19 protein-coding genes are annotated in these 24,977 nt (G+C 59.5%); 11 read left to right on the top strand and 8 right to left on the bottom strand.

The genetic code is table 11. From position 1 onward, the window contains the following. Nucleotides 1-4 precede the first annotated feature (4 nt). On the bottom strand, nucleotides 5-988 hold the full coding sequence (gene trpS, locus TBK1r_RS28135; protein WP_145218318.1) for a tryptophan--tRNA ligase: 984 nt from the start codon (nucleotides 986-988) through the stop codon (nucleotides 5-7). Nucleotides 989-1,325: 337 nt separating this feature from the next. On the opposite strand from trpS, the gene TBK1r_RS28130 reads away from it, so the two are divergent. The 6 genes from TBK1r_RS28130 to TBK1r_RS28105 all read left to right on the top strand — a co-directional run bounded on the left by TBK1r_RS28130 (nucleotide 1,326) and on the right by TBK1r_RS28105 (nucleotide 13,180). Beyond that, the gene (locus TBK1r_RS28130) at nucleotides 1,326-2,504 is read left to right on the top strand and encodes a TIGR03000 domain-containing protein (protein ID WP_145218316.1); all 1,179 of its coding nucleotides are present in this window, start codon (nucleotides 1,326-1,328) and stop codon (nucleotides 2,502-2,504) included. Nucleotides 2,505-2,703: 199 nt separating this feature from the next. Beyond that, nucleotides 2,704-3,627: a hypothetical protein gene (locus tag TBK1r_RS28125; protein WP_145218314.1), complete on the top strand. Its 924-nt coding sequence runs from the start codon at nucleotides 2,704-2,706 to the stop codon at nucleotides 3,625-3,627. Beyond that, nucleotides 3,624-4,928 (top strand): HTTM domain-containing protein, encoded by a 1,305-nt coding sequence (locus TBK1r_RS28120; RefSeq protein ID WP_145218312.1) that lies wholly within the window; start codon nucleotides 3,624-3,626, stop codon nucleotides 4,926-4,928. The genes TBK1r_RS28125 and TBK1r_RS28120 overlap by 4 nt, the downstream gene beginning before the upstream one ends. Nucleotides 4,929-5,009: 81 nt before the next feature. Continuing rightward, nucleotides 5,010-5,783: a hypothetical protein gene (locus TBK1r_RS28115; RefSeq protein WP_145218309.1), complete on the top strand. Its 774-nt coding sequence runs from the start codon at nucleotides 5,010-5,012 to the stop codon at nucleotides 5,781-5,783. 23 nt (nucleotides 5,784-5,806) lie between these two features. Beyond that, complete coding sequence (locus TBK1r_RS28110; RefSeq protein WP_145218307.1) at nucleotides 5,807-7,384, top strand: sulfatase family protein; 1,578 nt, start codon at nucleotides 5,807-5,809, stop codon at nucleotides 7,382-7,384. Between the two features lie 450 nt (nucleotides 7,385-7,834). Further along, on the top strand, nucleotides 7,835-13,180 hold the full coding sequence (locus TBK1r_RS28105) for a DUF4011 domain-containing protein (RefSeq protein WP_145218305.1): 5,346 nt from the start codon (nucleotides 7,835-7,837) through the stop codon (nucleotides 13,178-13,180). Nucleotides 13,181-13,398: 218 nt separating this feature from the next. On the opposite strand, the gene TBK1r_RS28100 is transcribed toward TBK1r_RS28105, so the two are convergent. The 5 genes from TBK1r_RS28100 to TBK1r_RS28080 all read right to left on the bottom strand — a co-directional run bounded on the left by TBK1r_RS28100 (nucleotide 13,399) and on the right by TBK1r_RS28080 (nucleotide 17,262). Beyond that, complete coding sequence (locus tag TBK1r_RS28100; RefSeq protein WP_419580478.1) at nucleotides 13,399-14,157, bottom strand: alpha/beta hydrolase; 759 nt, start codon at nucleotides 14,155-14,157, stop codon at nucleotides 13,399-13,401. A 46-nt stretch (nucleotides 14,158-14,203) separates the two neighbouring features. Further along, the gene (locus TBK1r_RS28095) at nucleotides 14,204-14,464 is read right to left on the bottom strand and encodes an acyl carrier protein (protein WP_419580477.1); all 261 of its coding nucleotides are present in this window, start codon (nucleotides 14,462-14,464) and stop codon (nucleotides 14,204-14,206) included. Between the two features lie 467 nt (nucleotides 14,465-14,931). Continuing rightward, entirely contained in the window at nucleotides 14,932-15,426 is a 495-nt protein-coding gene (locus TBK1r_RS28090) for a 6-pyruvoyl trahydropterin synthase family protein (protein WP_145218304.1), read from the bottom strand. 49 nt (nucleotides 15,427-15,475) lie between these two features. Continuing rightward, nucleotides 15,476-16,351 carry a triphosphoribosyl-dephospho-CoA synthase gene (locus tag TBK1r_RS28085; RefSeq protein WP_419580476.1) on the bottom strand — a complete coding sequence of 292 codons (876 nt, stop codon included), beginning with the start codon at nucleotides 16,349-16,351 and terminating at the stop codon, nucleotides 15,476-15,478. Then, nucleotides 16,348-17,262 (bottom strand): alpha/beta fold hydrolase, encoded by a 915-nt coding sequence (locus tag TBK1r_RS28080; protein ID WP_145218300.1) that lies wholly within the window; start codon nucleotides 17,260-17,262, stop codon nucleotides 16,348-16,350. The genes TBK1r_RS28085 and TBK1r_RS28080 overlap by 4 nt, the downstream gene beginning before the upstream one ends. Before the next feature lie 89 nt (nucleotides 17,263-17,351). On the opposite strand from TBK1r_RS28080, the gene TBK1r_RS28075 reads away from it, so the two are divergent. The 3 genes from TBK1r_RS28075 (at nucleotide 17,352) to TBK1r_RS28065 (ending at nucleotide 21,309) form a co-directional block, all read left to right on the top strand. Further along, entirely contained in the window at nucleotides 17,352-18,059 is a 708-nt protein-coding gene (locus TBK1r_RS28075) for a hypothetical protein (protein WP_145218298.1), read from the top strand. An 827-nt stretch (nucleotides 18,060-18,886) separates the two neighbouring features. Beyond that, entirely contained in the window at nucleotides 18,887-19,975 is a 1,089-nt protein-coding gene (locus TBK1r_RS28070) for an AAA family ATPase (protein ID WP_145218296.1), read from the top strand. Beyond that, nucleotides 19,972-21,309 carry a DUF2201 family putative metallopeptidase gene (locus TBK1r_RS28065; protein ID WP_145218294.1) on the top strand — a complete coding sequence of 446 codons (1,338 nt, stop codon included), beginning with the start codon at nucleotides 19,972-19,974 and terminating at the stop codon, nucleotides 21,307-21,309. The genes TBK1r_RS28070 and TBK1r_RS28065 overlap by 4 nt, the downstream gene beginning before the upstream one ends. Nucleotides 21,310-21,481: 172 nt before the next feature. Here the strand turns inward: TBK1r_RS28065 and TBK1r_RS28060 are convergent, their stop codons facing one another. After that, complete coding sequence (locus TBK1r_RS28060) at nucleotides 21,482-21,934, bottom strand: hypothetical protein (protein ID WP_419580475.1); 453 nt, start codon at nucleotides 21,932-21,934, stop codon at nucleotides 21,482-21,484. A gap of 414 nt (nucleotides 21,935-22,348) precedes the next feature. On the opposite strand from TBK1r_RS28060, the gene TBK1r_RS28055 reads away from it, so the two are divergent. Together TBK1r_RS28055 and TBK1r_RS28050 are read left to right on the top strand one after the other, a co-directional pair. After that, entirely contained in the window at nucleotides 22,349-23,092 is a 744-nt protein-coding gene (locus TBK1r_RS28055) for a penicillin-binding protein activator LpoB (protein WP_145218292.1), read from the top strand. A 119-nt stretch (nucleotides 23,093-23,211) separates the two neighbouring features. After that, the gene (locus TBK1r_RS28050; RefSeq protein ID WP_419580474.1) at nucleotides 23,212-24,480 is read left to right on the top strand and encodes a COG3014 family protein; all 1,269 of its coding nucleotides are present in this window, start codon (nucleotides 23,212-23,214) and stop codon (nucleotides 24,478-24,480) included. A gap of 188 nt (nucleotides 24,481-24,668) precedes the next feature. Here TBK1r_RS28050 and TBK1r_RS28045 read toward each other — a convergent pair whose 3' ends face one another. After that, nucleotides 24,669-24,887, bottom strand: coding sequence for a BON domain-containing protein (locus TBK1r_RS28045; RefSeq protein WP_419580473.1), 219 nt, complete (start codon nucleotides 24,885-24,887; stop codon nucleotides 24,669-24,671). Nucleotides 24,888-24,977: the final 90 nt, after the last annotated feature.

Raw genomic sequence — 24,977 nt, 5'->3', positions numbered from 1 at the left:
TAGTTTACTTCAGCCCGGATGCCTGTTGGGCCCGCAACAAGACCTCGGCGGCCACCGATCGGGCACGCTCCGCACCGGCCTGCAGCACTTCGCCGACGTAGTCCAAGTTTTTCTCCAAATCGACTCGCCGCGCGCGGGCGTCGGCAAAATAAGCCTCGCTCGCTTCGGCGATCGCCTTTTTCACCTCGCCGTAACCGAAACCGCCGCGACGATACATCGCCGCCATCTCGTCCCGCTGCCCCGAGTCGGCGAACAAGCTGTACAGCTGAAACAAGTGGTGTCCGGCCGGTTCCTTAGGCTCTTCCATCGGCCGACTGTCGGTGGTGATCCGCATGATCTGTTTGCGAATCGGTTTGACTTCACCAAACAACGGCAACGTATTGTCGTAACTCTTGCTCATCTTTTCGCCATCGGTACCCGGCACTTTGGCGCTGTCATCGAGCACGTTGGCCTTGGGCATCACAAACGTTTCGCCGTACTGGTGGTTGAACCGGCCGGCGATGTCCCGGCAGACTTCGATGTGCTGGACCTGGTCGGCGCCGACGGGCACGAGTTGGCTGTCATAGGCCAAGATGTCGGCCGCCTGCAGAACCGGGTACGTGAATAAACCGGCGTCGGCGGGAATCCCCTTGTCGACCTTCTCCTTGTAGGCCACGCAGCGCTGCAGCAGCCCCATCGGGGTGCCGCTGAGCAAAATCCAACACAGCTCGCTGACTTCGGGAACATGCGACTGGACAAATAACGTCGCCTGCTTTGGATCCAATCCGAGGGCCAACAGATCGAGCGCGATGTCCATCACGTTTTGCCGCAACTGCGCCGCATCGCGGACCGACGTCAATGCGTGTAGGTCGGCAATGAAATAGAAACCGTCGTTCTCGTCCTGCAGTTGGATGTACTGACGGATGGCACCAAAGTAATTGCCCCAGTGCGGACGGCCGGTGGGCTGAATCCCCGAAAGCACGCGTTTGGGTGTTGCAACATCGGTCATCGAAAAGAATCCGTCGGAGAAAACTGGGGCGGGAAAATCACGTCCAAAAGGAATGCCGGCAGGATTGTGTTCGATTGGGTGAATCCTTTGAAGAAGGGCCCGTGATTTTTAAATCCAGCGCCCGGCAACTGAACACCCGTCCCATTCCAAGTGGCGTTTCCCAACCGCCGCCGACGGCGGGTTTGCGTCGCGGCCGATGTGCGATCGCGTCAAAAAGCACGCAGTCGTCAAATTTTACCTTATCTGCTTGATTGCCCCATTTGTACCGCTATCCTACCACAGTCTGCCGGAGAGTCCGGCAAACTCATATCAGCGGGATCGGAGGGTATATACAACTATGACGCGTTTTCGATTTTCGGTCTGTTTGGCAGTGTTGATCGCTGCGGCGGGCTTTTCTGACCTTGCCGCGGCCGGCGGATCTTCGGGAGGCTCTTCCGGAGGTTACGCGAGTTCGGGCGGTAGCAGCGGAGGGCAAGTGGCCCTGTACGGTGCTGCGTCGTCCGGTGGCAGCTACGGATCTTCGGGCGGTTACGCCAGCAGCGGCGGTTCCTCCGGCGGCTACGTCGGTCCCTTGCGCCGTCTTGCGGCCCGCATCCAAGCCAACCGCGACGCTCGGCGTGCCGGTGGCAGCAGCGGTGGTTCGTCCGGCGGCAGCAGCGGTGGTTCGTCCGGCGGCAGCAGCGGCGGTTCGTCCGGTGGCAGCAGCGGTGGTTCGTCCGGTGGCAGCAGCGGTGGCGTCGCCTACGCGTCGCCCGCGGTCGGCTACTCCGTCCCCTTGACCCGCCTCCGTTCAAGCTCCGTCGCAATGGCCGGATACGAGTCCTCGTCCATTGAGTCGTCCTATCAGCAGTACACGCCGCTGAACAACTCGGTCGCGAACACCCAGTCGCACAACGAGCCGGCAACGACGGCCGCGGATGAAGCTCGCTACGAATCGGTCAAACCGGCACTCGACGACGATGCAGCCTTGCTGACCGTCGCCGTGCCCAACGACGCAGCCAGCGTGCTGGTCAACGGCCACAAGACGACCAGCGATGGAATGGTTCGCCAATTCATGTCGCGTGGTCTGAAAGAAGGCTACCTGTACACGTACGTCGTCGAGGTCTCCTATGACCACGACGGCCAAACGAAAACGGAAAGCCGTGAAGTGAAACTTCGCCCCGGCGACAACGAACGCATCGTGTTCGAGCCGCCGACCAAGGCCCAACCCGCCGCGGATGACTTGAGCGCCAGCGTTGCTCCGGTTCAGCCGACCACGGTCACCGTCGTCAAATTGCACGTGCCCTCGGGCGCGAAAGTCAATCTGGCCGGCAACGACACCAACGGAAAAGGCTCGATCCGAACGTTCCGCACGACTCAACTGAAGTCGGGCGATCGTTGGAGCGACTACACCGTGCGTGTCACCGCTGAAGTCAACGGTCAACTGGTTTCGCGTGAGCGAACGATTGACGTCGTCGCCGGTAGCACGAACGAATTGACATTCGACTTCGATACGTCGACGGTCGCGAAACGCTAGACGCGGCTTCGAAATCAACGACAAGTTTTCTCAGCGCCTGATCGGCCCCGTCCGATCAGGCGTTTTTTTATGTAGATTACTCCCCCCGCCAAGCCCGGCGTCTCTACAAATCCGTGCCGGCTTGGTTAGTCTGTATCGTGTTTTTCGACGTCCCCTTCCCCTCGGGACGCTCCCGTCTTCTCTAGTTTTCATGATCCGGATGTCCAAGCGACGCAGTCCGAGCAACCGCACCCAACGAGACGCTTCGTCGGGCCCTGAGCCCCTGGCCGGCCACGACGAGGCTGACGGGCCGCTCGATCAGCCGGCCGACGAAGCCGCTCCGCGACGCTGGAAACTGATTGCCAGCGGGCTGATCCTGTTCCATCTGTTGGCGGTGGTGCTGCCACCGCTTGCGTTTCAGACCTTCAGCCTGGATGGACCTTCGCCGCTGGTCGGCACGTTGATCCGGCCGTTCGCCGGTTACGGTCAGTTTCTGCACATGGACCGCGGCTATGCGTTCTTCGCCCCCGATCCGGGACCGAGTCACCTGATTCAAGCGGCATCGACCAACGCCGACGGAACGCTGACCGAGCGGATGTATCCCGACCGGAATGATCAATGGCCGCGATTGCTCTATCACCGACATTTCATGTTGGCAGAGTTTCTGAATGATTCGTACTGGCCTCCCGGCCCTCCCAATGAAATGTTCGAATCGGATCGCCCCGCCGCCGAACTCTGGCAACAACGCCGCGGACGCTACGAATGGATTCGTCAATCGATGGTCGATCATTTAAAGAGCGTCAACGAGGGTCGCGAAGTCGCCATCCGTCGCCTGGAGCACGGATTGCCTGGACTGCAAGAGTACACCGAAGAACCGATCGCGCTCGACGATCCCCGGCTGTACAACGTCTTGCTCGACCAGCCGATCTTCAGTGACGAAATCGCCCCGGCCCCGGTGACCACGGAAGTGATCCCCGCCCCCGAAGTCAACGGCGGCGCTGACGGTGACGGTGACGCCACATCCAACTCGCTCGAGGGCCAATCGCCCGATTCGCCGGCTTCAGATTCGCCGGCTTCAGATTCGCCGGCTTCAGACGCCGCATCGACCGAGCCGACCACCACCAAACCGGAGCCCCAGTCATGAGCGGTCCTTCGGCGACGGCAGGCTCCACAGACGAAACGTTCGGCGACGCGCTAGGCCGGTGGGCCGAAGCCTGGGATCGGTTTTGGTTTACCCCGACGCGCCCCCACACCTTGTGCGTGCTGCGAATCCTGACCGGAGCGATGTTGCTGTACTGTCACGTCGTCTTGGCCAGCGACTTGTTGGCGTTTGTCGGGCCCGACGCCTGGATGAGCAACGACATGGCGCGTCAGTTGCACGACGGCGCCTTCGGCACCAGCGACTGGGCACGCAGCTATCTCTGGTACTTCGACAGCCCCACGGTGATCTGGCTGCACCACGGCGTCACCCTGCTGGTGACGGCAATGTACATGATCGGACTGGGAACCCGGATCACCATTCCGCTGGCCCTGTTCTTGCAGTTGATGTACCTGCATCGATTGACCGGCGCGTTGTTCGGACTCGACCAGATCGTCACCTACACGACGATGTACTTGGCGCTGACGCCGTGCGGAAGCCGGTTCTCGATCGACGCCTTGATTCGAAAACGATGGCTCGACAAATGTGCGACCTCCGCGTTTTGGCGGTTCATGTTGCCCGATGATTCGCCCAGCGTCGCGGCCAACATCGGCACACGGTTGCTGCAACTGCATCTCTGCGTGATCTATCTGTTCGGCGGATTGTCCAAGGCGCGTGGTGAAACCTGGTGGAACGGAACGGCCGTCTGGTACGCCGTGTCGAACTATGAATACCAGTCGATGGACATGACATGGATGTCGCGCTACCCGGCGATCATCTCGGCGCTGTCCAACGCGACGCTGTTTTGGGAAGTCTTCTATTGCGCGCTCGTCTGGCCACGGGTGACGCGTCCGTTTGTGTTGGCCGTTGCCGTCGGCGTCCATGCCTCCATCGCCCTGTTTTTGGGCATGATCACGTTCGGCTCGATGATGATCATTGCCAACGGGATTTTTCTCTCACCACGCCTGTTCCAAAGCAAAGCACAACGACAGGCCGACGACGAGACCGCGGCGCTGATCGAAAACGACGAAGTGGCAGACGTCGAAGCGGCCGAACAGGAATTGACACAGCAACTTCAGAATCCAGACCTGTCGGCCAGCGAACGGGCTCGGCTGAAAGAGAAACGCGACAAGATTCGCGCCGCGGCCGCCCGCGTGAAACGCCGCTATCGAGCGCTCAAAAAACGTGAAGAAAAGTACGAGGCACGGGTCAAAAAGCTGCGTGAGCGGGAAGCCAAGATCAAGACGATCGTGCAAAAACGCCGCGAACGAAAATCCCATGACGACGGCGATTCGACGATCGAGTGAGACCGCTCAGACACGAGCGCGAACCAGCTGATTCTGGTAGAATGGTGTCTGACGTTTCAAGCCCCGAACCGAGTCGTATTCATGGCCGATCCGGCCCCTTCTGACTTCACCGATCCGGCGTTTCTCGCGGCCCGCGAAGCCGCGATGCGGGCCATGCCGGCGCCGCCCGACGCCCCACCCTGGCGTCCGCCGTCGTATGCCGACGCCTTGCGGATCAGCGAAAAAATCACGTCCGATTACCGCGAACTTCACCGGCCAGATTCCATGGATGTCAAACCAAGCGAAGTCTGCGCGGCGCTGCAGCAGGGCGGCGTCAAGAACTGGGTCCTGATGGGACTGCACGGATACGTCGGCTACATGAGTGACCCGCGCGCGACCCAGGACGTCGACGTGCTGGTGCCCTACAGCCAAAAAAAGAAAGCGGTCAAAGCGATCTTGCAGCGCTGGCCAACACTGATCGTCGGAGAAATGGAGTTCGTCGTCCGCTTCAAAGATCCCGACGACTTGGACGAGAAAGACCAACCCAAGGTCGTGATCGATCTGATGTTGCCGTGGGGAAAGCTACACGAGTTTGTCCTTCAAAATCATGTGCTCGTCGATCCAAAATCGGGACATCAGATTCCGAGTTTTGAAGCCGCACTGGCATGTAAATACGCACCGATGGTTTCACCGTATCGACAATTTGAACGGAAAGCCCAGGACGCGGCAGACTTTCGCAAAATGATCAAGTTTCACAACGGAGTTGTCGATCGCGACATGCTCCGTCAGCTTGGCAACATGGTTTGGGAAAACGGCGGAGAAGAAATCCTCTCGTTCGTCGACTTAGCCATGACCGACAAACAGTTTCCACTTTGACTTTCGTTCCGACCGGATCTTTTATGCGTCATTGCATTTTCGTTCATTGTCATTTTGCGCTGGCCGCATGCTTGTTCGGCGTGCTGCCCCCAGTCCATGCTGAATCCGCTCCCCGCCCCAACATCCTGTTGGCGATCGCCGACGACTGGTCCTACGGCCACGCCAGCGCCTACGGATGCCCGTGGGTCCAGACACCGAACTTCGATCGCATCGCACGCGAGGGATTGCTGTTCCACAACGCCTACACCCCCAACGCCAAGTGCGCTCCCTCGCGGGCGATCATCTTGACCGGCCGCTATTCGTGGCAACTCGAAGAAGCCGGCAACCACATGTGTTACTTCCCGGCAAAATTTGGTGGCTACGTCGAACGCTTGGCCGCCGACGGCTACTTCGCCGGATTCACCGGCAAAGGCTGGGGACCGGGAATCGCCAACGATGCCGACGGAAACCGCCGCGCGATCACCGGCAAAGCCTATTCCAAGAAAAAGGCCAAACCGCCGACTTCGAAAATCTCCAACAATGACTACGCCGGAAACTTCGAAGCCTTCTTGTCCGATGCACCCGAAGGGAAACCCTGGGTGTTCTGGTACGGGACCACTGAACCGCACCGGGCGTATGAATACGGGTCGGGTGTGCGACTGGGAAAGAAACTGACCGACATCGACAACGTGCCCGGTTACTGGCCCGACAACGAAACCGTCCGCAACGACATGTTGGACTACGCCGTCGAAGTCGAACACTACGATCATCATCTCGGACGCATTCTCGATGCGCTCCAAGCCGCCGGTCAGTTGGACAACACGCTGATCGTTGCGACCAGCGACCACGGCATGCCGTTCCCGCGTGCCAAGGGCCAAGCTTATGACGAGTCCAATCACATTCCGCTGGCGATCCGTTGGCCTGCTGGGATCAAGACGCCCGGACGTGCGGTCGAGGACTTCGTCGATTTCGCCGGTCTGGCGCCAACCTTTTTGAAGGCAGCCGGCGTCACTTCGCTCGGCCCCATCATGCAACCCACCAGCGGTCGCGACTTGTTCGACGTCTTCGAAGCCTCCGGGCCCGTCGCCGGTCGCGATCACGTGTTGGTCGGTAAAGAACGCCACGACATCGGGCGCCCCAACCGCGGCGGTTACCCGATTCGCGGGATTCGAAAAGGCGACTTGTTGTACTTGCACAACTACGCCACCGATCGATGGCCGGGCGGCAATCCCGAAACGGGTTACCTGAACTGTGACGGCGGGGCGACGAAAACAGAAGTCTTGCAACTGCGTCGCAGCGGGACCGCGACCACGTTCTGGAATCTCTGTTTCGGCAAACGACCCGCCGAAGAACTCTACGACGTCGCCGCGGACCCCGATTGCATCAACAACCTGGCGACCAGTCCGAAGTTCGCCGATCGACTCGCCGAACTTCGCCAACAGATGGAATCCGAGCTGAAAGCGCAAGGCGATCCACGGATGTTCGGCAACGGTGACATCTTCGACGCCTACGAGTACACGTCCCCCAGCACCGCAGGCTTTTACGAGCGTTACATGTCCGGCGAAAAACTTCCCGCCGGATGGGTCAACCCGGACGATTTCGAGAAGCAACCGTTGGACTAAGCACTCCGGCAATTTCACCGGACTGTCTATCGGAAATAAGCCCCACCGATGGCAGCGCGAACCCGCGGATGACAGGCTGCAAAAGATCCGTGGGTTCGCGCTGCCATCCGTGGGCTAAGTGGTCATTCCATCGCTCCGCAAACTGCAGCCTGCCCCCATTTCCGCTCGACAAACGCAATTCGAAATTTAAATCTGGTCGGGTGCCCGCCGACAATAAAACTCTCCTCACCGAGAATGGTCATCGATCGACGAACCTGGCCAACTGGGCTGCCGTCTCTAAGTGTCCGCGTGCAATCCCCCTAATCGATAGAACCCGCTCGCGGTGATAAAACGGTGCGGATCCTTGTCTCCGGATCCTCGTCCCGACATCCTGAAAGCGTAGAATTCGGCCGCGGCAGTGCATTTCGGCCGCGAATCAATTGATTCAGGACCCTCGCACGGGCTTTTTCGATGACTCCCTCCTCGACCGACCCAGCGTCTTCGCTGGATGTCAGTGATGATGATTTACCGCACACGGACCAGTCGACGTCGATCGAGTTCGAACTGTCCCGCAGCGTCAACTTCGCCAGCTACCAAAATTCCGTCCCGGTTCTGCGTCAGCTGCGTGTCCGCAATCGGTCCCAAACTCCGCTGGCTCAGTTACGGTTGGAACTAAGTTCCGAGCCTGGTTTCGTCAAGCCGAAAACCTGGATCATCGACCGCATCGATCCCGGCACGACGTTGACGCTCGATGACAACGAGATCCATCTGGACGCGGGCTATCTGAACCGACTCAATGAAGCCGAGCGAGGCGAACTTCGATTCACCTTGTGCGATGCAAACACGGTGCTGTGCCAACGTGAGGCGGAACTCCGTGTACTGGCCCGCGATGAATGGGGTGGCGTGCGGGCGATGGGCGAATTGCTGTCGGCCTTCGTCATGCCCAACGATCCCGCCGTTGCGGGGTTGCTCAAACAAGCCGGTGAAATCCTCGCCGGGAATGGGTTTTCGCCGTCGATGAACGGCTACCAAGATCACGATCCCGCGCGAGCCCATTTGTTGGTCTCGTCGCTTTGGTCGGCCATCGCGGCCAAACAATTGACATACGCCAATCCACCCAAGAGTTTTGAATCACGCGGCCAGAAGACGCGTCCCCCGTCGACGGTCTTACGCGACGGACTGGCGACTTGCTTGGACAGTTCCCTGCTGTTTGCATCGGCGATCGAAGCCGTCGGACTTCATCCGGTCATCGTGATGAAACACGACCACTGTTTCGTCGGCGCCTGGCTGGTCGAAACCTGCTTCGGTCAACTGATCGAACCGGACTGCTGCGAAGTCCGCAAGGCGATCGCCGCGGGAGAACTGATCGTCTTTGAAACCACGCTCGTCACACACCGACCGGCCCGATCGTTCGACGATGCGATCAAAGCCGCCATGCAACAGCTTGCCGAATCCGACGAAGACCGCTTCGTCGCGGCGATCGATGTGGAACGGGCGCGGATGGTCAAGATCCAGCCGCTGCCTTCCACCACCGATCTGCCTTCCACCACCGATCTGCCTTCCACCACCGATCTGGCCGATTCCACCGAGACGAGCGACGCCCCCTCCGCACCGACGCTCTCGCTGCCCCCGTCGACTGCAGCACCGTCTGTTCTTTCAACGATCGACGAACCGCTCGAACCGAAACCGACGACACCGGAAGGACGCATCGATCGCTGGCATCGAAAACTGCTGGACCTGACGCTGCGAAATCGACTGCTGAATTTCAAGTCCACCAAGCAGACGATTCCGTTCTTGTGTCCCGAGGTTTCAAAGCTGGAAGACCGGCTCTCCAGCGGAAAAAAGCTGAAACTCGTTTCGTTGCCCGACGCCAACGTCGCGGCGGGCCGTGACACCGCCCATCACCAAAAAACCAATCTCGAAGACCTGGAACTGGAGTACGCCAACGCCGCCCTGGCACGCAACGAAGTCTGCGCGACGATCGGCGGCGAAGAACTGGCCAAACGCCTGGTCACCCTTTACCGAAGTTCACGCAACGATCTGGCCGAAGGCGGATCGAATACGCTTTACCTGGCCGTCGGATTCCTGCGCTGGAAAGAACGCCCCAGCGATTCACGCAGTTTTCGTGCCCCGTTGTTGCTCGTTCCCGCCAAGCTGCTTCGTCGAAACGCCAATTCGGCCTACCGACTGGCACATCATGAAGACGACGTTCGTTTCAACGCGACGCTGATTCAAAAGCTGAAACGGGATTTCAATTGCGACCTGTCCCGATTCGAATCGGAATTGCCCACCGACAAAAACGGGGTGGATGTCCAACAAGTCTTTGATTCGGTTCGACGCGCGATCCGTGAGTTGCCCGGATTCGAAGTCGTGGACGAATCCGCACTGGCATCGTTCTCGTTCGCCAAGTACCTGATGTGGAAGGACCTGGTCGATCGCAGCGACCAATTGGAAAAGAACCGCGTCGTCCGTCACTTGGTCCGCAATCCTGAAATCGCGTTCCAACCCGAAGTGGAAACGTCGATTCCGGACCAGGGCGAAATGGACGGGCGTTTTGAACCGCGTGAGTTGATTCACCCGTTGGATGCCGATTCGTCACAGTTGGCCGCCGTGATGGCTGCGGCCCAAGGTCACGATTTTGTGCTGGTCGGTCCGCCGGGGACGGGAAAGAGCCAAACGATCGCCAACATGATCGCACAGTGTCTGGCCAGTGGAAAAACCGTCCTGTTTGTCGCCGAGAAAACGGCGGCATTGGACGTCGTCCAGCGTCGTTTGGAACAAAATGGCCTGGGTGATTTTTGTGTCGAACTGCACAGCAACAAAGCCGAACGCAAACGTTTTCTGCACCAACTGGATCAGGCATGGCAAAACGGTGGAATCAAACGTCGAACGGCGTGGAAAAAGATCAACGAAGATCTGCAATGCTCCCGCGACCAGCTCAACGCCTACGTCCAAGCACTTCATCGCCAGGCATCCAATGGCTGGACCGCCTACCAAGCCATCGGGGTCTCCGTCGCCGGCCAGTCACTCGAAACGGCGGACTTGTCTTGGCCCGACCCTGACCAGCATGACCAACACGCCTATCGGCATCTGGAAACGCTGGCCAATGAAATCTCGCTCCACTACGCCGCCGTCATCGACATGGACCCGCTCGACGCGGTCACGAGAACCGAATGGTCGATGCAGTGGGAACGCGAACTGCTCGATCAATGCCAAACATTGATCGAGGCCATCGACGATTTCCGGCCAGAATTGCAGCGTTTTTGCGCAGCGTTGGGACTGCAGGACACGAAGCTCCCCGCCGACACATCATTCTCGTACCTCCGCGATCTACATCGGCTCGCGATCGAGTTGACCGACACGGTCAACGATGACTTCCGCACCGTCTTTGACGACCAGCTGGATGAATTGCCCGAACACCTCAATGAGTTGGACGATGCGATCAACGCCTTTGATCGCGCCGCCGCCCAGTGTGCCCTGACCTTCGACGATGACGACCTACGACGCATCCCCGTCGACCAACTGGAACAGGACTGGAACACCGCCGTCGCATCGTACTGGCCGATGTCGTACCTGCGAAAACGCGCCGTCATCAAATCGCTGCAGAGTGTTGCCAAACTCGGTGTTGCGGATCCGCCGAACGATTTCGCGCCCATCCGCGACATGCAACGTGCCATCACGCGTATTGACCGGAACCCGCTCGCCAGCCGCGACCACCTCTGGCAGCACCGACACTCGGCAACCGCATCGATCGGCCAGCACCTGCAACGTTGTCAGGCCTTGCTGCAAGTCATTCGTCGAGTTGCCAAGCCCAACGCGGAAACGGATTCACAATTCGAGACACTGCGTCAGACCGTGGAACCGTTTTTGCGTAAGCGATCTTCTGACGTTCCGCTGTTTGAAGTGGTGAAACAATACGCGGACGACTTCGTAGCCTTTGACACCGCGGCAGGCCGATTCGAACACGTCGCCGGAAGCCGCGCGCACCCGACCGAATCGACCAACTGCTTAACCGATTCCGTCGAGATGACACGACGGATCCAAGCGAACCGCACCAAACTGCAGCGTTGGACGGCGTGGCAATCCGTTCGCGGACGCGCGTGTGAAGTCGGCTTGGAGCCCATCGTTTCCGCGACGGAAGAGCGCAGAATCCCCTGTGACGATGTTGCCGATCGATTTCGTCTGGCCTACGTCCGCTGGTGGCTGCCGCGGATGATCGATTCCGATCAAGTGCTGCGCGAGTTCCAACGATTTCAACACGAGAACACGATCCGTGAATTCATCGAACTGGATGCCAAGGCCCGCAGTGCCGCGGCCGGTCGCGTGCGAAAATCGGTGGCTCATCGTTTACCCGATCAAAGCGACGTGCCGCGCAAGTCAGAATTGGGAATGCTTCGCCACCAGATCGGATTGAAACGTCCCAGCAAATCGATCCGCGAACTCGTCTCGATGATGCCCGAGCACTTCGCCTCGCTGGCCCCGTGCCTGTTGATGTCGCCGCTTTCGATCGCGCAGTATTTGCCTGCCGATCAACCGCCCTTCGACGTCGTGATCTTTGACGAAGCGTCCCAGATCACCACTTGGGATGCGATCGGAGCGATTGCCCGTGGCCGCCAAACCATCATTGTTGGTGACCCGAACCAGTTGCCGCCGACCAATTTCTTTGGCAAATCCAACGATGACGAAGACGACGAGGAACTGGAGGACTACGAGCGTGATTTGGAAAGCATTCTCGACGAAGCGAAAGCGTCCGGATTGCCGACCTTGCAGTTGAATTGGCACTACCGCAGTCGACACGAATCGTTGATCGCGTTCTCCAATCATCACTATTACGAAAACAAACTGGTCACGTTTCCGTCGCCCGAAACCACCGACAGCGCCGTCACGCTTCGGCACCTACCGTATTCGCAGTACGACCGCGGGAAGACACGCACCAACCCGATCGAAGCCGAAGCGATCGTCGCCGAGTCTGTCGCGCGGATGAAACAATGGTTGGAATTGCCCGAACAGGATCGCAAGACGCTCGGCGTGGTCACGTTCAATAGCCAGCAACAAACGTTGATCCAGGATTTGTTTGACCAGGCCCAGCGTGATGACCCGACGCTGGAATGGTTTTTCAGCGACGATCGAATCGAACCGACCGTCGTCAAGAACCTGGAAAACGTCCAGGGCGACGAGCGAGACTTGATGCTATTTTCGATCACGTTTGGTCCGGGGAAATCCGGCAAGGTCCCGCTGACCTTCGGAGCGCTCAACCGTGACGGTGGCGAACGACGCTTGAACGTCGCCGTGACCCGGGCACGCGAAGAGCTGATTGTTTTCTCGTCGTTTAAAGCCGATCAATTGCCCGCGGAAAATTCCAAATCACGCGGCGTGCGGGACCTCAAGTCGTTCTTGGCCTTCGCCGAAAAAGGCGCCGCGGAATTTCATCGTCCGGAACCAGAATCCGACGCGACGCCGAAGTTCGGATCGGCATTGGAAGCGGCGATCGCTGATCGACTGCAATCGCGGGGCTGGGACGTCACACCGCAGGTCGGCGTTTCTGGTTTTCGCATCGCGTTGGCGATCCGCGACCCCCACGACAAACGCACCTACCTGGCCGGCATCGAGTGCGACGGCGCCACCTACCGCAACTCCGCCACCGCACGCGACCGAGACAAGACGCGTCAGTGGGTGCTGGAAAACCTGGGCTGGAACATCGTCCGAGTCTGGTCGCGCGACTGGTGGTACGATCCCGACGGCGCCACCGATCGCTTGGATCAAGAGCTGCGTGACTTGCTGTCGCAGCGGCAAAGCGACGGCTCTCCGGCCGATTGATCGAAACAGCTGCGAAGCAACGACTGAATAACGTCGCGTAGCTGCCGTCGCCAGACGGCGGCCTTGACGAGACGGCGATGGCAGAATGATGGGGTGGCAGAATGATGGGGTGGCCGTCTGATTCTCGCTCCGCGATCTAAACAGTCTGTACATCATTCTGCCCCGTATCATTCTGCCACTTATATCATCCGCGACGGGGGATTTTTTATCGCGCTCGGTCATCGGCTGATCCTCACGTCGTCACTCAAAGCCCAATCGTTGTGCCCTCCCGAAATCGCGGTGAAGCGGGCGTGGGGGATTTGCTTGGCCAACGCTTGGGCGTGTTTGATGGGGATGATCTCGTCGCCGGTGGCTGCAAAGATCTCGACCGGCCCCGCATAGTCTTTCAGTGCGTCCACGTTGTCCCAATCATCCAGCAGCAACAGACGCACCGGCAAAAAGAAAAACCGGTTTGACGCCACGCTCGCCAGGGAGTCGAAGGGCACGACCAGCACGATCTTGTCCGGCGGCGTTTCTTCCCAGGCAAGCTCACACGCTGGGCCGCTACCGATCGATTCACCGAGGACACAGACGGGCGTGTCCGGGTACTGTGACTTCAAAATCCGATAGGCCTCCGCCGTGGATTGATTGAACGAGTCTCGACACGATTTTCCATCCCGCGCCCCGTAACCCGGATACTCCAGCACATAGAGCGCATCCTGGTCGGACATTCGGCTGAGCACATAATCACGATCAGCCGCTTGACCACCGTTTCCATGCGTCATCAACCAAACAGTCCGTGCCCCGGGCACTTCTCGACAATAGCCAAGGGTACGGTTTTCGACCAACCACGGCTGGAGCAGCGTGGGCACATCGCGGTGCGTGGGAAGAAACAGCAAGAACCGTTGGCAGAGAAAGACAACCATCGTGACGGCGACATAGGGAATCATCGCCATCGCAATCCATCGAAGCGTTTGCGTCATCGTCCGCCGAATCACGGTCAAGATCCCTCAGTAAACAACATGCGTCCTCTGCGGAAACGAGTCAATTGCAGCAGTCCAAGTCCTCGACGAAACGCTGGTCGGGATGGATCCGTTCGTAGGGGACGCCGAGTTGTTCGGAGATGATGCGGCGCACCTTTAGCGCCCGCTCACGATTCGTCCCCGGCGAACAGTTTGCGACGAATTCATCCTCCGAAATCGGCGGCCACCGTCGCCGAAACTCGCGACTGCGTTTGGCTTCCAACGCCAGCACCCAAGCAAGAATCAGGGCAATCCCACCCATGAGGAACAAGACGTCAAACATGCGAAGATTCTCCATCGGACATCACCGGTCTGATTGACCCGATGATTCGCGTTTCAAGGGCCGGACGACAATCGATCGACATCGCTTAGCGTACTCGATCGTCATCGATGGTGCCAAACGAGCGCCGAGTTGGCAATCGTTGGGGTGCAGCCTGCAGGCGTCCCTCCACGCCGCCTTGCGGCGTCCGTCAGCGCCGAGGATCGGCTGAAGCCTAGACACCAACACGTATGCCCGTCTATCCATCCACTCAACAAGTATCTCCCCAGATTTGCCTTCTTCCGCATGCAGACGGAGATCGAGCAGACGGACTGTGGGGTCAAAAAATGGATTGGTCAAAAAATGGAGTCACCACGCAACAACCGCTCGTCCGTCGCCAACATTTTTTGACCACCTCATCTTTTGACCATTCTCCTTGCCGACACCGGAGTCGAAAATTAAAGACGGGAAAACGCCGAGCAATCGACCACTCACTTCCATGGCAATCGACACACGCCCCACTGGCCTTGGTTTTCATCCACGGCGACTTCGATCCAATTGAGCGCATCGCCGAATTGCGATTTGGTTTTATCTCGTACTCGTTCGGCGATCACCCGAGCGATTTCTTCGGCCGTGGTGTTGATCACCGGCAAGATCACACAGTCCTCATTGGGGAACACCCAACGGCGGTCCCGGAACTTCGCCGTCGTCTCCTTGTCATCGCTGCGGATTCGGATTTCCGCATGGTCGCTGGGCAGGATCACGTGGTGGTCCAGCGCTTGGGTCTGCTCCAACACGGCGTCGCGGAGAGCGATGAAATCGACGACGTAACGGTTTTCATCCAACGGGCCTTCCACCGATGCCCGGACGCCGTAGTTGTGTCCGTGGATGCGTTCGCAGATGTCACCGGCGAAGGTGATAAAATGGGCGGCCGAAAACACGAACTGCTCCTTGGACACATCGACACGGTAGGTGGGCTGGCTCATGAAGTGATCCTGGTTGGAAACGTAATTGGGAAAGAGGAACGATGACGCGCTACACCGCCTCGCGCAACAGCACGTACACGGCCGCTGCGATCAGATCGGCGGTCGTGCCGGGGTTGATTCGGTTGGATTGTCCCGCCAGATCAAGTGTACCGGTTCGCAAATAGCGATCGAAGGCGTCGCGTTGCTCGGCGTCGCGGTGGTCAAACCGCGCCCGCTGCTGAACCTCGCGGGCGACACCGTCGCCGAACTTCCTGGCGATCAAGGTGTCGGGTTCCGCGGCAAGCAACCGCAACTGCGCCAGCACCAGTCCGCTCAGCAGATCGTGTTCATCGAGCACGCTTTGCTGGACGACGGGCAGGACATGATCAAACAAGTCGGCGAACCCGTCCGAGTAGTTCCTTGCAATTCGATCACGCGATGCGGCATGTCGCATCGCGGCCAAAAACTCTTGCGGCGGCGGACCGCTTAGATCCATTTCATCCGACTGGCCCATCCCGCCCGGTTTGGCGACGTTGATCGCTGCATACAGCCGTTTCGAATCGTCGGCGGTCATCGAGTCCAAGACCGCAGTCACGCCACGGCTCCAGGTCGACCGATCCAACCGGACGCGTTCATCGGCCGCATCGACTTGGACCAGTGGCCCCAACAGCAACAAAATCCCCAAGTTGACGTTCGTGCCGAGCTGTTTCTTCGACGCGTTGCAGGCAGCGAGCACGCCGTGGCTGAACGACGGGGGCGGCGGTTCAAAGGCCGACGCGGTCAGTTCGGCGGCGGTGACAAAATCCAGGTACGTCAAATCGTCAAAGTCGCGGCCCGGATAAACATTGCCGACCTTCGGCGCGGTCGCTTCCAGAACACAGGCCCAACGGATCGCGTCGACCGGTCGCGTGCACGCCCGACGGATCGCGGGCAAGCCGCCGGTCACTGGATCTTGTCGGCCAAAAATTGACCGATCGCGTCGAGCGTTTCTTCGGCAGCGTCTTCGATGACGTAGTGCCCGGCGTCGGCAATCTCGACAGCCGTCGCCGCCGGCCAAACCGCTTGGAACCGTCGCAAACACTCCGGCCGAAAGCACCAGTCCTTCATCCCCCAGACCAACAGCGAGGGCAGATCGGCAAGCGACGGCAACGCGTTTTCCAAATCGACCAACGTTTGATAAGTCGGCGCCCGCTTGGAAAACGGGATGTCGCGGACGAAGGCGTCGATCGCGACGCGGTTGGCCCAACTGTCATAGGGTTTCAAAAGATTCCCGGCCACCTCCGGACGCATCCGATTGCGACTCATCGCCATCGTGATCGCCGCTCTGGCAAACAGGTTCAATCCGCGGACGCCCAGCGTGCCGAGGACCGGAATCCGGCACGCGGCGATTCGCCACGGGACATAGGGTGGCGGGAAGGCAGCCGTGTTGAGCAGCATGATGCCTCGGAACCGCGGTTTGCAGCGGACGACCGCCCCCAGGCCGATCGCGCCCCCCCAGTCATGGGCGAGCAGCACGACGTTGTCCAAATCCAAATGTTCGATCAACGCGACCAGATTGGATTGGTGGCTGGCCAGCGTGTACGCATACTCGGCCTGGCTGGGCTTGTCGCTGTTGCCGCAGCCGATGTGGTCGACGGCGATCACTCGATGGTCCGCCCCGAAACGCTGGGCCACCGCGCGGTAGTAATAGCTCCACGTCGGGTTGCCGTGGACACACAGTATCGTCGGCCGTGCCTCCACAGCCGACCCCGCGTCCTCGCCGGCTGCACTCGGGCGGACGTCTCGATAGGCCATCGCATGACCACCGGGCTGGAACCGTTTGCTCGGGGCGTCAAATTGGTCTGAAAGTTCGCTCATCGGCGTAGTGTCGCCGTTTTTCGGTTCGCTTGGAAGTCGCCAGGGAGCCGTTGTGTCCAGGCCCGCATCAATTTCGTAGGATACCGGCGATGAAACTTCCACCGCCATCGATTCGAAAGCTGTTTCGCGAAGACTTTTCCGGTCAGTCTGCGATCGTGGTCGACCGCGCGAATCTTTCCAAAGAATCCAAACATTGGCAATCGCTGCTCGGGCAAATCGAAGGCGTTCACGTGACGCGGCATCCCGGCGACAAGGATTCGCGTTCGAAAACACTGTGTCGATTCACGATCCCCGAGCCCAATACCGACGGACAGTATTGGCGAAGCGATGAGCTGCGGCTGGAATACGACAGCGAAAGTCGATTGACGATCCATTCCTATCGGTTCCGCGAGAGCCAACACAGCGCCGTGGTCAGCGATCTGGACGAGATCAAGACGTTCGTCCGGCATGTGCTGGAGCGTTATGCCCGTCGTCACGCCGGTGCGAAGAAACGCGAAAAAGTCCGCGAGTTCAAATCCAAAGCGATCGTCGCCCAGGTCAAAAAACTGGCCAAGGAGGAGAAGTTTGATTTTGCGACCAGCGGCGACACCGTCAAATTAAAACTGTTCGTCAAGTTGTCGAAACACGATTTGATCGAAATCAGCGTGCCGTTCAAACAATTCGAAAAGATGCTGCCCAAGCTACGCGTGACGATCCAGTCGCTGCGCGAGTTGTACGCCGAAGGGTTGCGTTTCAAAATCATGCCGGTCGGCCGGCTGCCGTGGAACGTCCAGTGGGTCAAGCACGAGACGCTTTGACACCGACGACGGGTTCCGATTGCCCTGACGCGTACCGTACCACCGTTGGGTTGGTCACCCGCGCTGGTGTGCAGGCTTTAGCCGCCATTTCGCTGCTCCGCAGCGAGCCGGGAATCGCCTCAAGGCTGGACACCAACCTGCGCTGGTGTGCAGGCTTTAGCCGCCCATTTCGCTGCTCCGCAGCGAGTGGGATGCGCCTAAAGGCTGGACACCAACCTGCGCTGGTGTGCAGGCTTTAGCCGCTCATTTCGCTGCTCCGCAGCGAGTGGGATGCGCCTAAAGGCTGGACACCAACCTGCGCTGGTGTGCAGGCTTCAGCCGCCCCATTTCGCTGCTCCGCAGCGAGTGGGATGCGCCTAAAGGCTGGACACCAACGTGCGCTGGTGTGCAGGCTTTAGCCGCCCATTTCGCTGCTCCGCAGCGAGCGGGATGCGCCTCAAGGCTGGACACCAACCTGCGCTGGTGTGCAGGCTTCAGCCGCCCGTTTCGCTGCTCCGCAGCGAGTGGGATGCGCCTAAAGGCTGGACACCAACCTGCGCTGGTGTGCAGGCTTCAGCCGCCCGTTTCGCTGCTCCGCAGCGAGTGGGATGCGCCTAAAGGCTGGACACCAACCTGCGCTGGTGTGCAGGCTTTAGCCGCTCATTTCGCTGCTCCGCAGCGAGTGGGATGCGCCTAAAGGCTGGACACCAACCTGCGCTGGTGTGCAGGCTTTAGCCGCCATTTCGCTGCTCCGCAGCGAAACAAAAAACCCCCTCAAGGCTAGACACTACTCTTTCCTGTATCATTGCCCACCGTCCCGTTTTCGTCATTTCATCGGAGAGATCCCCTTGGCCGTTCGTGTTGATGCTCGTGAGTTGATTCAGCTGTTGGAACTGACGCCGTCGGATCAAAATGTGATGCTGGTGGGGCGTCATGGCATCGGCAAATCTCAAATCATCGCAGATCATTTTCGCGAACGTGGCATGACCGTCGTGCCGTTCTTCTTGGGCCAAATGAGTGATCCCGGGGACCTGATCGGCCTGCTGCACAAGGACGAGCACACCGGCCGCAGCGAGTTTCTGCCGCCGTTCTGGTGGCCCCAGGACGACCAGCCGATCGTGCTGTTCCTCGATGAACTCAACCGGGCGCGTCCAGAGATTCTGCAATCGGTTATGGAATTGGCCCTCAACAAAACCTTGGCGGGAAAACGCTTGCCCGCCGGCAGCGTGATCGTTTCGGCGGTGAACGAAGGCGACGAATACCAATTGACCGACTTGGACCCGGCCTTGGTCTCGCGATTCAATCTGTACGAATTTGCCCCGACGGTCGAAGACTGGCTGTTGTGGGCCGAGCGTGAAAACGTCGACGCCCGGATCACCAGCTTCATCCAAAAACAGCCCCAATTCCTCGATGGACACGGGATCGGCGACGAATCCGACCAGACGCTCTCGGGGCTGGTCAAGACGCAGGATCGACGCGGTTGGGCACGGGTCTCGAAACTGATCGAACCGATCGAACGCCTCGATGCCGATCACATCAAACTGATCGCCGGAATCGTGGGATCAACCTCCGCCAACGCGTTCCGCCGCAGTCTGGCAACTCCGCTGCCCGTGACCCCGGCCGACGTTCTGCTGGAGTTCAGTAAACAACGCAAGACGCTGGGCAAAATGTCGCTCGGCGAATTGCTGTTGCTCAACGAACAGATTCTCGTTTGGATCAGCAGCGGAAAATGCCCGGCCGCTCGAGAAGACAAAGCTCGCTCGGGCTTGCTGAGCTACTTGAATTTGTTGCGAAAACGAAAACTCGATGAAGCCGTCGCCCATCTGGTTTCGATGCTCGGCAAACCCAAGTTCGAATCCGTGATGGAGTTCATTTCCGAATCGATCGAGCTGACCGAATTGTTGACCGGCTACATGGAAGGCATTCGGATCGAATGAGTCAGTCGTTCGTCAAGTCGAGCGCTCGCGAGCGGATCACACAGGTGGTGGAAAGCTGGTTTCTCACCGAACCGCTATTGTTTGCCGCCTGGACGATGCACGACGTCGTCGAGCGACCGGGTCTGGCAACGATTCGTGTCGGACGCGGTAAGATCGAATTCAACCCGGACTTTATCCGTTCGCTACGACGCGACCAGTTGCGATCCGTGCTGGGCTTCGAAGCGATGCGAATCCTGCTGGGCCATCCCTACGCCAGACAGCAACCGAAGGCCGAATTGTCGTACCAGGCGAGCAATCTGACCGTGCAGGAATGTCTGCGTACCAAATTGCCGATCCCGCGGCCCCGCGATCTTTGGGGCGACGATCGTTTTGACAATCAGTACTTCGAATTCTATTACCGGGAACTCGCCGAGCGGGCCACTCACGACGAACCGCCAGAGGACGATCCCGAGGATCAAGCCGCAGCGGATTCATCGGGCGCCGATCCGTCAAATCAAGAGTCTTCCGACGACGGCTCGGATCCACATCACGACGATGCAGAAACGACTGATTCAGAAACAAACGCTTCGGAGGAGGCAGACGGCCCATCGAACGGGGCCGACGACGCGGCGAGCACACTGGACGCCTACAGCGATCCCGATCAGGTCGGCATGGAAAACACGACCCAGTGGGACAACGACGATCTGAAGCGGGACGAGATCAACGCGGCGGTCCGCGAAGCCGCCGAATCCGATGGCTGGGGCACAGTCGGCGGACAGGCCAAAGAGCAGTTGATGGCGACCCTGCATCCGAAACTAGACTATCGCGGTGTGCTGCGCAACTTTCGCCAAAGCGTGCTCTCGGTGCGTCGGCGTCTGACGCGGATGAAACCGAGTCGACGCTATGGGTTTGCGCAGATGGGCAGCCGCTACGACTTCACGACCAAACTGTTGTTCGCCGTCGATGTCTCCGGATCGATGGGTCACCGCGATCTGCAACTGGGCTTTTCAGTCGTCAGTCACTTCTTTCGCTACGGTGTCGAATCGGTCGACGTAATCTGGTTCGACGAAGACATCCGGTGTGAACCGCTGACGCTGCGTCGGGCCCGCAGCGCGTTTGAAGTCAGCGGTCGTGGGGGAACCAATTTCGCCCCGGTCATCGACTACATCGACCAACACCGCGACTACGACGGGCTGATCATTTTCACCGACGGTTACGCCCCGGTGCCGCCAACGCCACAGAACACTCGCACGCGGATCCTGTGGCTGTTCAAAGACGAAGCAACGCACCAGCAGATGCATCAGGGACTGCGTGGGCTGGGGCGATCGGCGTTTTTGAAAGAATCGCCGCGTTGACGCCGTCGCCCTGCTGCCCGGCATGGGCGTCAAGTGATTTTAGAATGCCGAACGATGAGCCGATCACTGGGCCCACGGATGGCAGCGCGAACCGACTGATTTTTTGCACCCTGTCATCGGTGGGTTCGCGCTGCTATCCGCGGGTCTTCTTTCCGATGACCGCGCCACCGCGTCAAATGTTTTCGAAATCGTCGAAATCTTCCAGGTCGACGTCTTCTTCTTCGTCTTCGTCTTTGCCGGTGCTCAAGCCGAACTCGTCGCTGATTTCGTCATCGATCTCGATTTCGTAATCGTCGTTCAATTCTTCTTCGAAATCGTCGTCGAAGTCATCATCGAAGTCGTCTTCGTCGATGTCGTCGAAGTCATCCAGATCGTCGTCTTCGTCGAGCCCGTCGTTGAAGCCGTCGTCGACTTCGTCGGTATTGGCATCGTCGTCGCCGAAGCCGTCCTCATCATCATCGTCGTCGTCGTCCAGATCGTCGTCGTCATCGTCGTCCGCTGCGACGGGAATGGTGGTCAGCGGCGATTCCGACCGGTCATGGGGTCGATTCTCAGCCGCGGTGGGGGAAATCGTGGACACGATTTCGGAACTGGCGACCGATGGAACGGCGAGAGCGACACTCATAGATGAAACCGGAAATGCGAAGAAAAATGGGGAGCGGGCTTCCGTCAGGGGATTCATAACCGACAGGCCACGATGACGTAAAGCGTGGGTAACTGGGGATGTTAGGCCTGTCGGGCATCGACGCGTCAGAAAATTTACGGCCGCAACAGGTCAACCAGCGGACCTTGCGGTGCCGATAGTGACAGGGCGCCGCCGGAGTGACGGTTCCCGCTGCGTTTGCCGCCTCGCAAAATCGCTTGGCAACAGACCTCGGCAGCGGATCCATCTGGTCCGGCGGACGCACATTTTGATAGGTCCAGACTATCGGACAAGTCGCCTCAAGCGAATTTTCTTGGCCCCGATGGCATTTCTGGCCCCGAAAACGGGATTTCCAAAGTGCATCGCGACCAAACGCCCCCAGCAAATCAACTCAGCATGCAACCTACCACCCCATCGCGGCGGGCTTCCAAAGCCGCCGCCGCGGTCGTCTTGGCCGCGATTCTGACCACAACGTCGGGATGTGCCGGTCGACAATACGGGCATTTGCTAGCCAGCGACGACAAGGATCTGGTCGGCAGCCACGCCGCCGGCGCCGCGACGTGGAATCCGCTGGTGGAAGAATCGGTCGCCAAACTGCTCTCCCGCTGCCCCCCCACCGTCCAGCCGGTGGCGTTTGAATCGCAATCCGACCTTTCCCTCGACGGCGTCATCGTCCCATCCACCCTCAGCGGCGGGCCGGCCAGCGTCTGCTTTGTCGGAATCGAAAACAAGAGCGCCGAAGAATTGGGCGATTTCAAAGAACAGCTCTACGAACAGATCGATTCCCAGATCAACTCGAATGCCGATTTTCGTGGCATCAGCCGGCGGATGGTCCAAACCGCACTCCGCGAAACACGACTGCGGCCCGATGCCTTGTTCCTGCCCGCCAACCGCGAAGCCTTCGCCGCCGTCTTGGGCAAAGCGGGCACCCCGGTCGACTACTTGCTGTTCGCCAACATCACCACCGGAACCACCGACCGCAACAAAACCAGCCAGCGGGACTACACGTTGACGTTGGAAATGGTCAACGTGCACACCGGTGACTTCTTGAAAGAGTCCGCCAAGATCCGCAAGGGATACTCGAAATCACGCGCCGGCAAATGGTGGAACTACGGCATCTTCGATCAGGCCGACGGGTGATCGTGCAGCGCTGCGTCTCAGCTGCTCGAGCAAACCGACGGCGAGCCCCACTGGCAGCGATCTTAGTCCTTGCCGTCCTCGTCGTCTCATCGGGCTGTCGATCCAACAAGGTCTCGATCGTGCAAGCCCGAGACGCGTTTGCCTTCGGCGATCTGGAATCGGCCGACAAGCTACTGAGCGAACTGGCCGAGGGTCCCAAACGGACCCGGCACCAAAGCCAGCTGGATCTGGCGATGGTCGAACTGGCGCGTGGCGACGTCTCCGCGGCCGAGTCTCGGATGCGTGAACTCCGCGACCACTTCGACGCGTTGCCCGACACTGCGCCGGTCAACGACGCCGCTTCGTTGGCGGCCGATGATCGGGTCCGGCCGTTTCAGTTGGCCGGCTACGAACAAGTCCTGTTGCGGTCGATGTTGGCGATCTGCTCCCTGGCCGGCGATGCCACCGACGCCGAAGCCTATTGTTTGCAGGCCCAAACCCGCCAAGCCGAATTGAACCGGCAAGCCGAAGACGCGGACTCGCCAACGCCCAAGCAACAACTCGCGCTGGCACCTTATCTGCAAGGCACGCTGCGCGAGGCCACGCACCAGAACTACGACGACGCCGAGCGCGCCTTTCGACTCGTCAGCAGCATTCAACCCGAATTCGCTCCGGCAGTCGACGATATCGCCAGGGCCAATCGCGGTGCCCACAGTGCCGCAGGCCACGGCGTGCTGTACGTGTTTGCGATGGTCGGCCACGGACCACGACTGGTGGAGACGGTCGCGCCGACGACCACCACGTCACTGCAAATCGCATCGACTTTGTTGCGATCGATCCACAATCACGAACAGGGCGATGACGACGAACCGGTGCTACCCAACGTGGTCAGTGTGAAAGTTCCGCAAGTCGAAATCCCGCCCTGCGACCTCGCGGCGATCGGGGTTTCGTTCGGCGGGCAACTGCTCGGCGCGACGCAAACGATCACCGACATCGGGCAATTGGCGGCGGAAAAGGTCGAAGCCGAAATGCCGTGGACGATCGCCCGTGCCGTCGCGCGGCGGGTGCTCAAAGAGGCCAGTGTCGTGGCCACCGCCCAATCACTCGGACTCAGCGGCAACGCGGCCGCGGCGTTTGAATTCGCGGCGATCAACGCCTGGAGCGCCACGGAAAAGGCCGACACCCGTTGCTGGGGCTTGCTACCACGAGAAATCCAAGTCCTCCGCGCCGAGCTGCCGGTCGGAACCCAGGAGATCCAATTGTCGCCCTTGGCTTTCACCGGCCAGTCGTTCGCCCCGCCGCAACGACACAGCGTCACGATCGAAGACGGACGCAATCACTACCTGGTCGTCATCGCGCCCGAGCAGATCCTGTCGGTCGTCCCCTCAACAGCGTCCACGAGCCCCTAGCGCCCTGGCTACGATTGACTTTCCGGTAGTGGACGAGGCGACTTTCCGGTAGTGGACGAGGCGACGAGTCCTCTGCAGTCGGCATCTTGGCAAGGACTCGTCGCCTCGTCCACTACCTCCGACCCGAAACGCAAGGTGACCAGGAGCACTCGGCTCGCGGTCAATACCGCTCGATTCACATCAATGGTTCAGCCGAGCACCTTGATGTCGCTGACGATCGTCTCGACGCCCGGGACGCTGCGAGCGACGACGACACACATCAGGGCATCGTCGCGTGATTCAACCTGCCCACGTAGGATCAGTTTCCCGTCTTCGACCGAACACGAGAAATCACGGACTTCGACGACACGTTGAATCGAAGCCTCGATGCGTCGGCAGAGGTTGTCGGAGGTGGAATCAGCGATCACAAGTGGCACTCGGAGAAGGGAAAATGAAGAAGACGTTCAGGCCCCGGTCTGTCGTCTCCTAACAGAACCATACCCTTAGAAGCGTAAAAC

The organism is Stieleria magnilauensis (assembly GCA_007753675.1).
GTDB classification, from domain to species: Bacteria; Planctomycetota; Planctomycetia; order Pirellulales; family Pirellulaceae; genus Stieleria; species Stieleria magnilauensis.
Note: the sequence above shows the minus strand (reverse complement) of the source record. Positions and strands in the feature narration are given on the sequence as shown.

What these genes read in the sequence shown, in the direction of transcription:
- trpS (WP_145218318.1), bottom strand. Translation starts at nt 988, where the DNA reads ATGACCGATGTTGCAACACCCAAACGCGTGCTTTCGGGGATTCAGCCC.
- TBK1r_RS28130 (WP_145218316.1), top strand. Translation starts at nt 1,326, where the DNA reads ATGACGCGTTTTCGATTTTCGGTCTGTTTGGCAGTGTTGATCGCTGCG.
- TBK1r_RS28125 (WP_145218314.1), top strand. Translation starts at nt 2,704, where the DNA reads ATGTCCAAGCGACGCAGTCCGAGCAACCGCACCCAACGAGACGCTTCG.
- TBK1r_RS28120 (WP_145218312.1), top strand. Translation starts at nt 3,624, where the DNA reads ATGAGCGGTCCTTCGGCGACGGCAGGCTCCACAGACGAAACGTTCGGC.
- TBK1r_RS28115 (WP_145218309.1), top strand. Translation starts at nt 5,010, where the DNA reads ATGGCCGATCCGGCCCCTTCTGACTTCACCGATCCGGCGTTTCTCGCG.
- TBK1r_RS28110 (WP_145218307.1), top strand. Translation starts at nt 5,807, where the DNA reads ATGCGTCATTGCATTTTCGTTCATTGTCATTTTGCGCTGGCCGCATGC.
- TBK1r_RS28105 (WP_145218305.1), top strand. Translation starts at nt 7,835, where the DNA reads ATGACTCCCTCCTCGACCGACCCAGCGTCTTCGCTGGATGTCAGTGAT.
- TBK1r_RS28095 (WP_419580477.1), bottom strand. Translation starts at nt 14,464, where the DNA reads ATGTTTGACGTCTTGTTCCTCATGGGTGGGATTGCCCTGATTCTTGCT.
- TBK1r_RS28090 (WP_145218304.1), bottom strand. Translation starts at nt 15,426, where the DNA reads ATGAGCCAGCCCACCTACCGTGTCGATGTGTCCAAGGAGCAGTTCGTG.
- TBK1r_RS28080 (WP_145218300.1), bottom strand. Translation starts at nt 17,262, where the DNA reads ATGAGCGAACTTTCAGACCAATTTGACGCCCCGAGCAAACGGTTCCAG.
- TBK1r_RS28075 (WP_145218298.1), top strand. Translation starts at nt 17,352, where the DNA reads ATGAAACTTCCACCGCCATCGATTCGAAAGCTGTTTCGCGAAGACTTT.
- TBK1r_RS28065 (WP_145218294.1), top strand. Translation starts at nt 19,972, where the DNA reads ATGAGTCAGTCGTTCGTCAAGTCGAGCGCTCGCGAGCGGATCACACAG.
- TBK1r_RS28060 (WP_419580475.1), bottom strand. Translation starts at nt 21,934, where the DNA reads ATGAGTGTCGCTCTCGCCGTTCCATCGGTCGCCAGTTCCGAAATCGTG.
- TBK1r_RS28055 (WP_145218292.1), top strand. Translation starts at nt 22,349, where the DNA reads ATGCAACCTACCACCCCATCGCGGCGGGCTTCCAAAGCCGCCGCCGCG.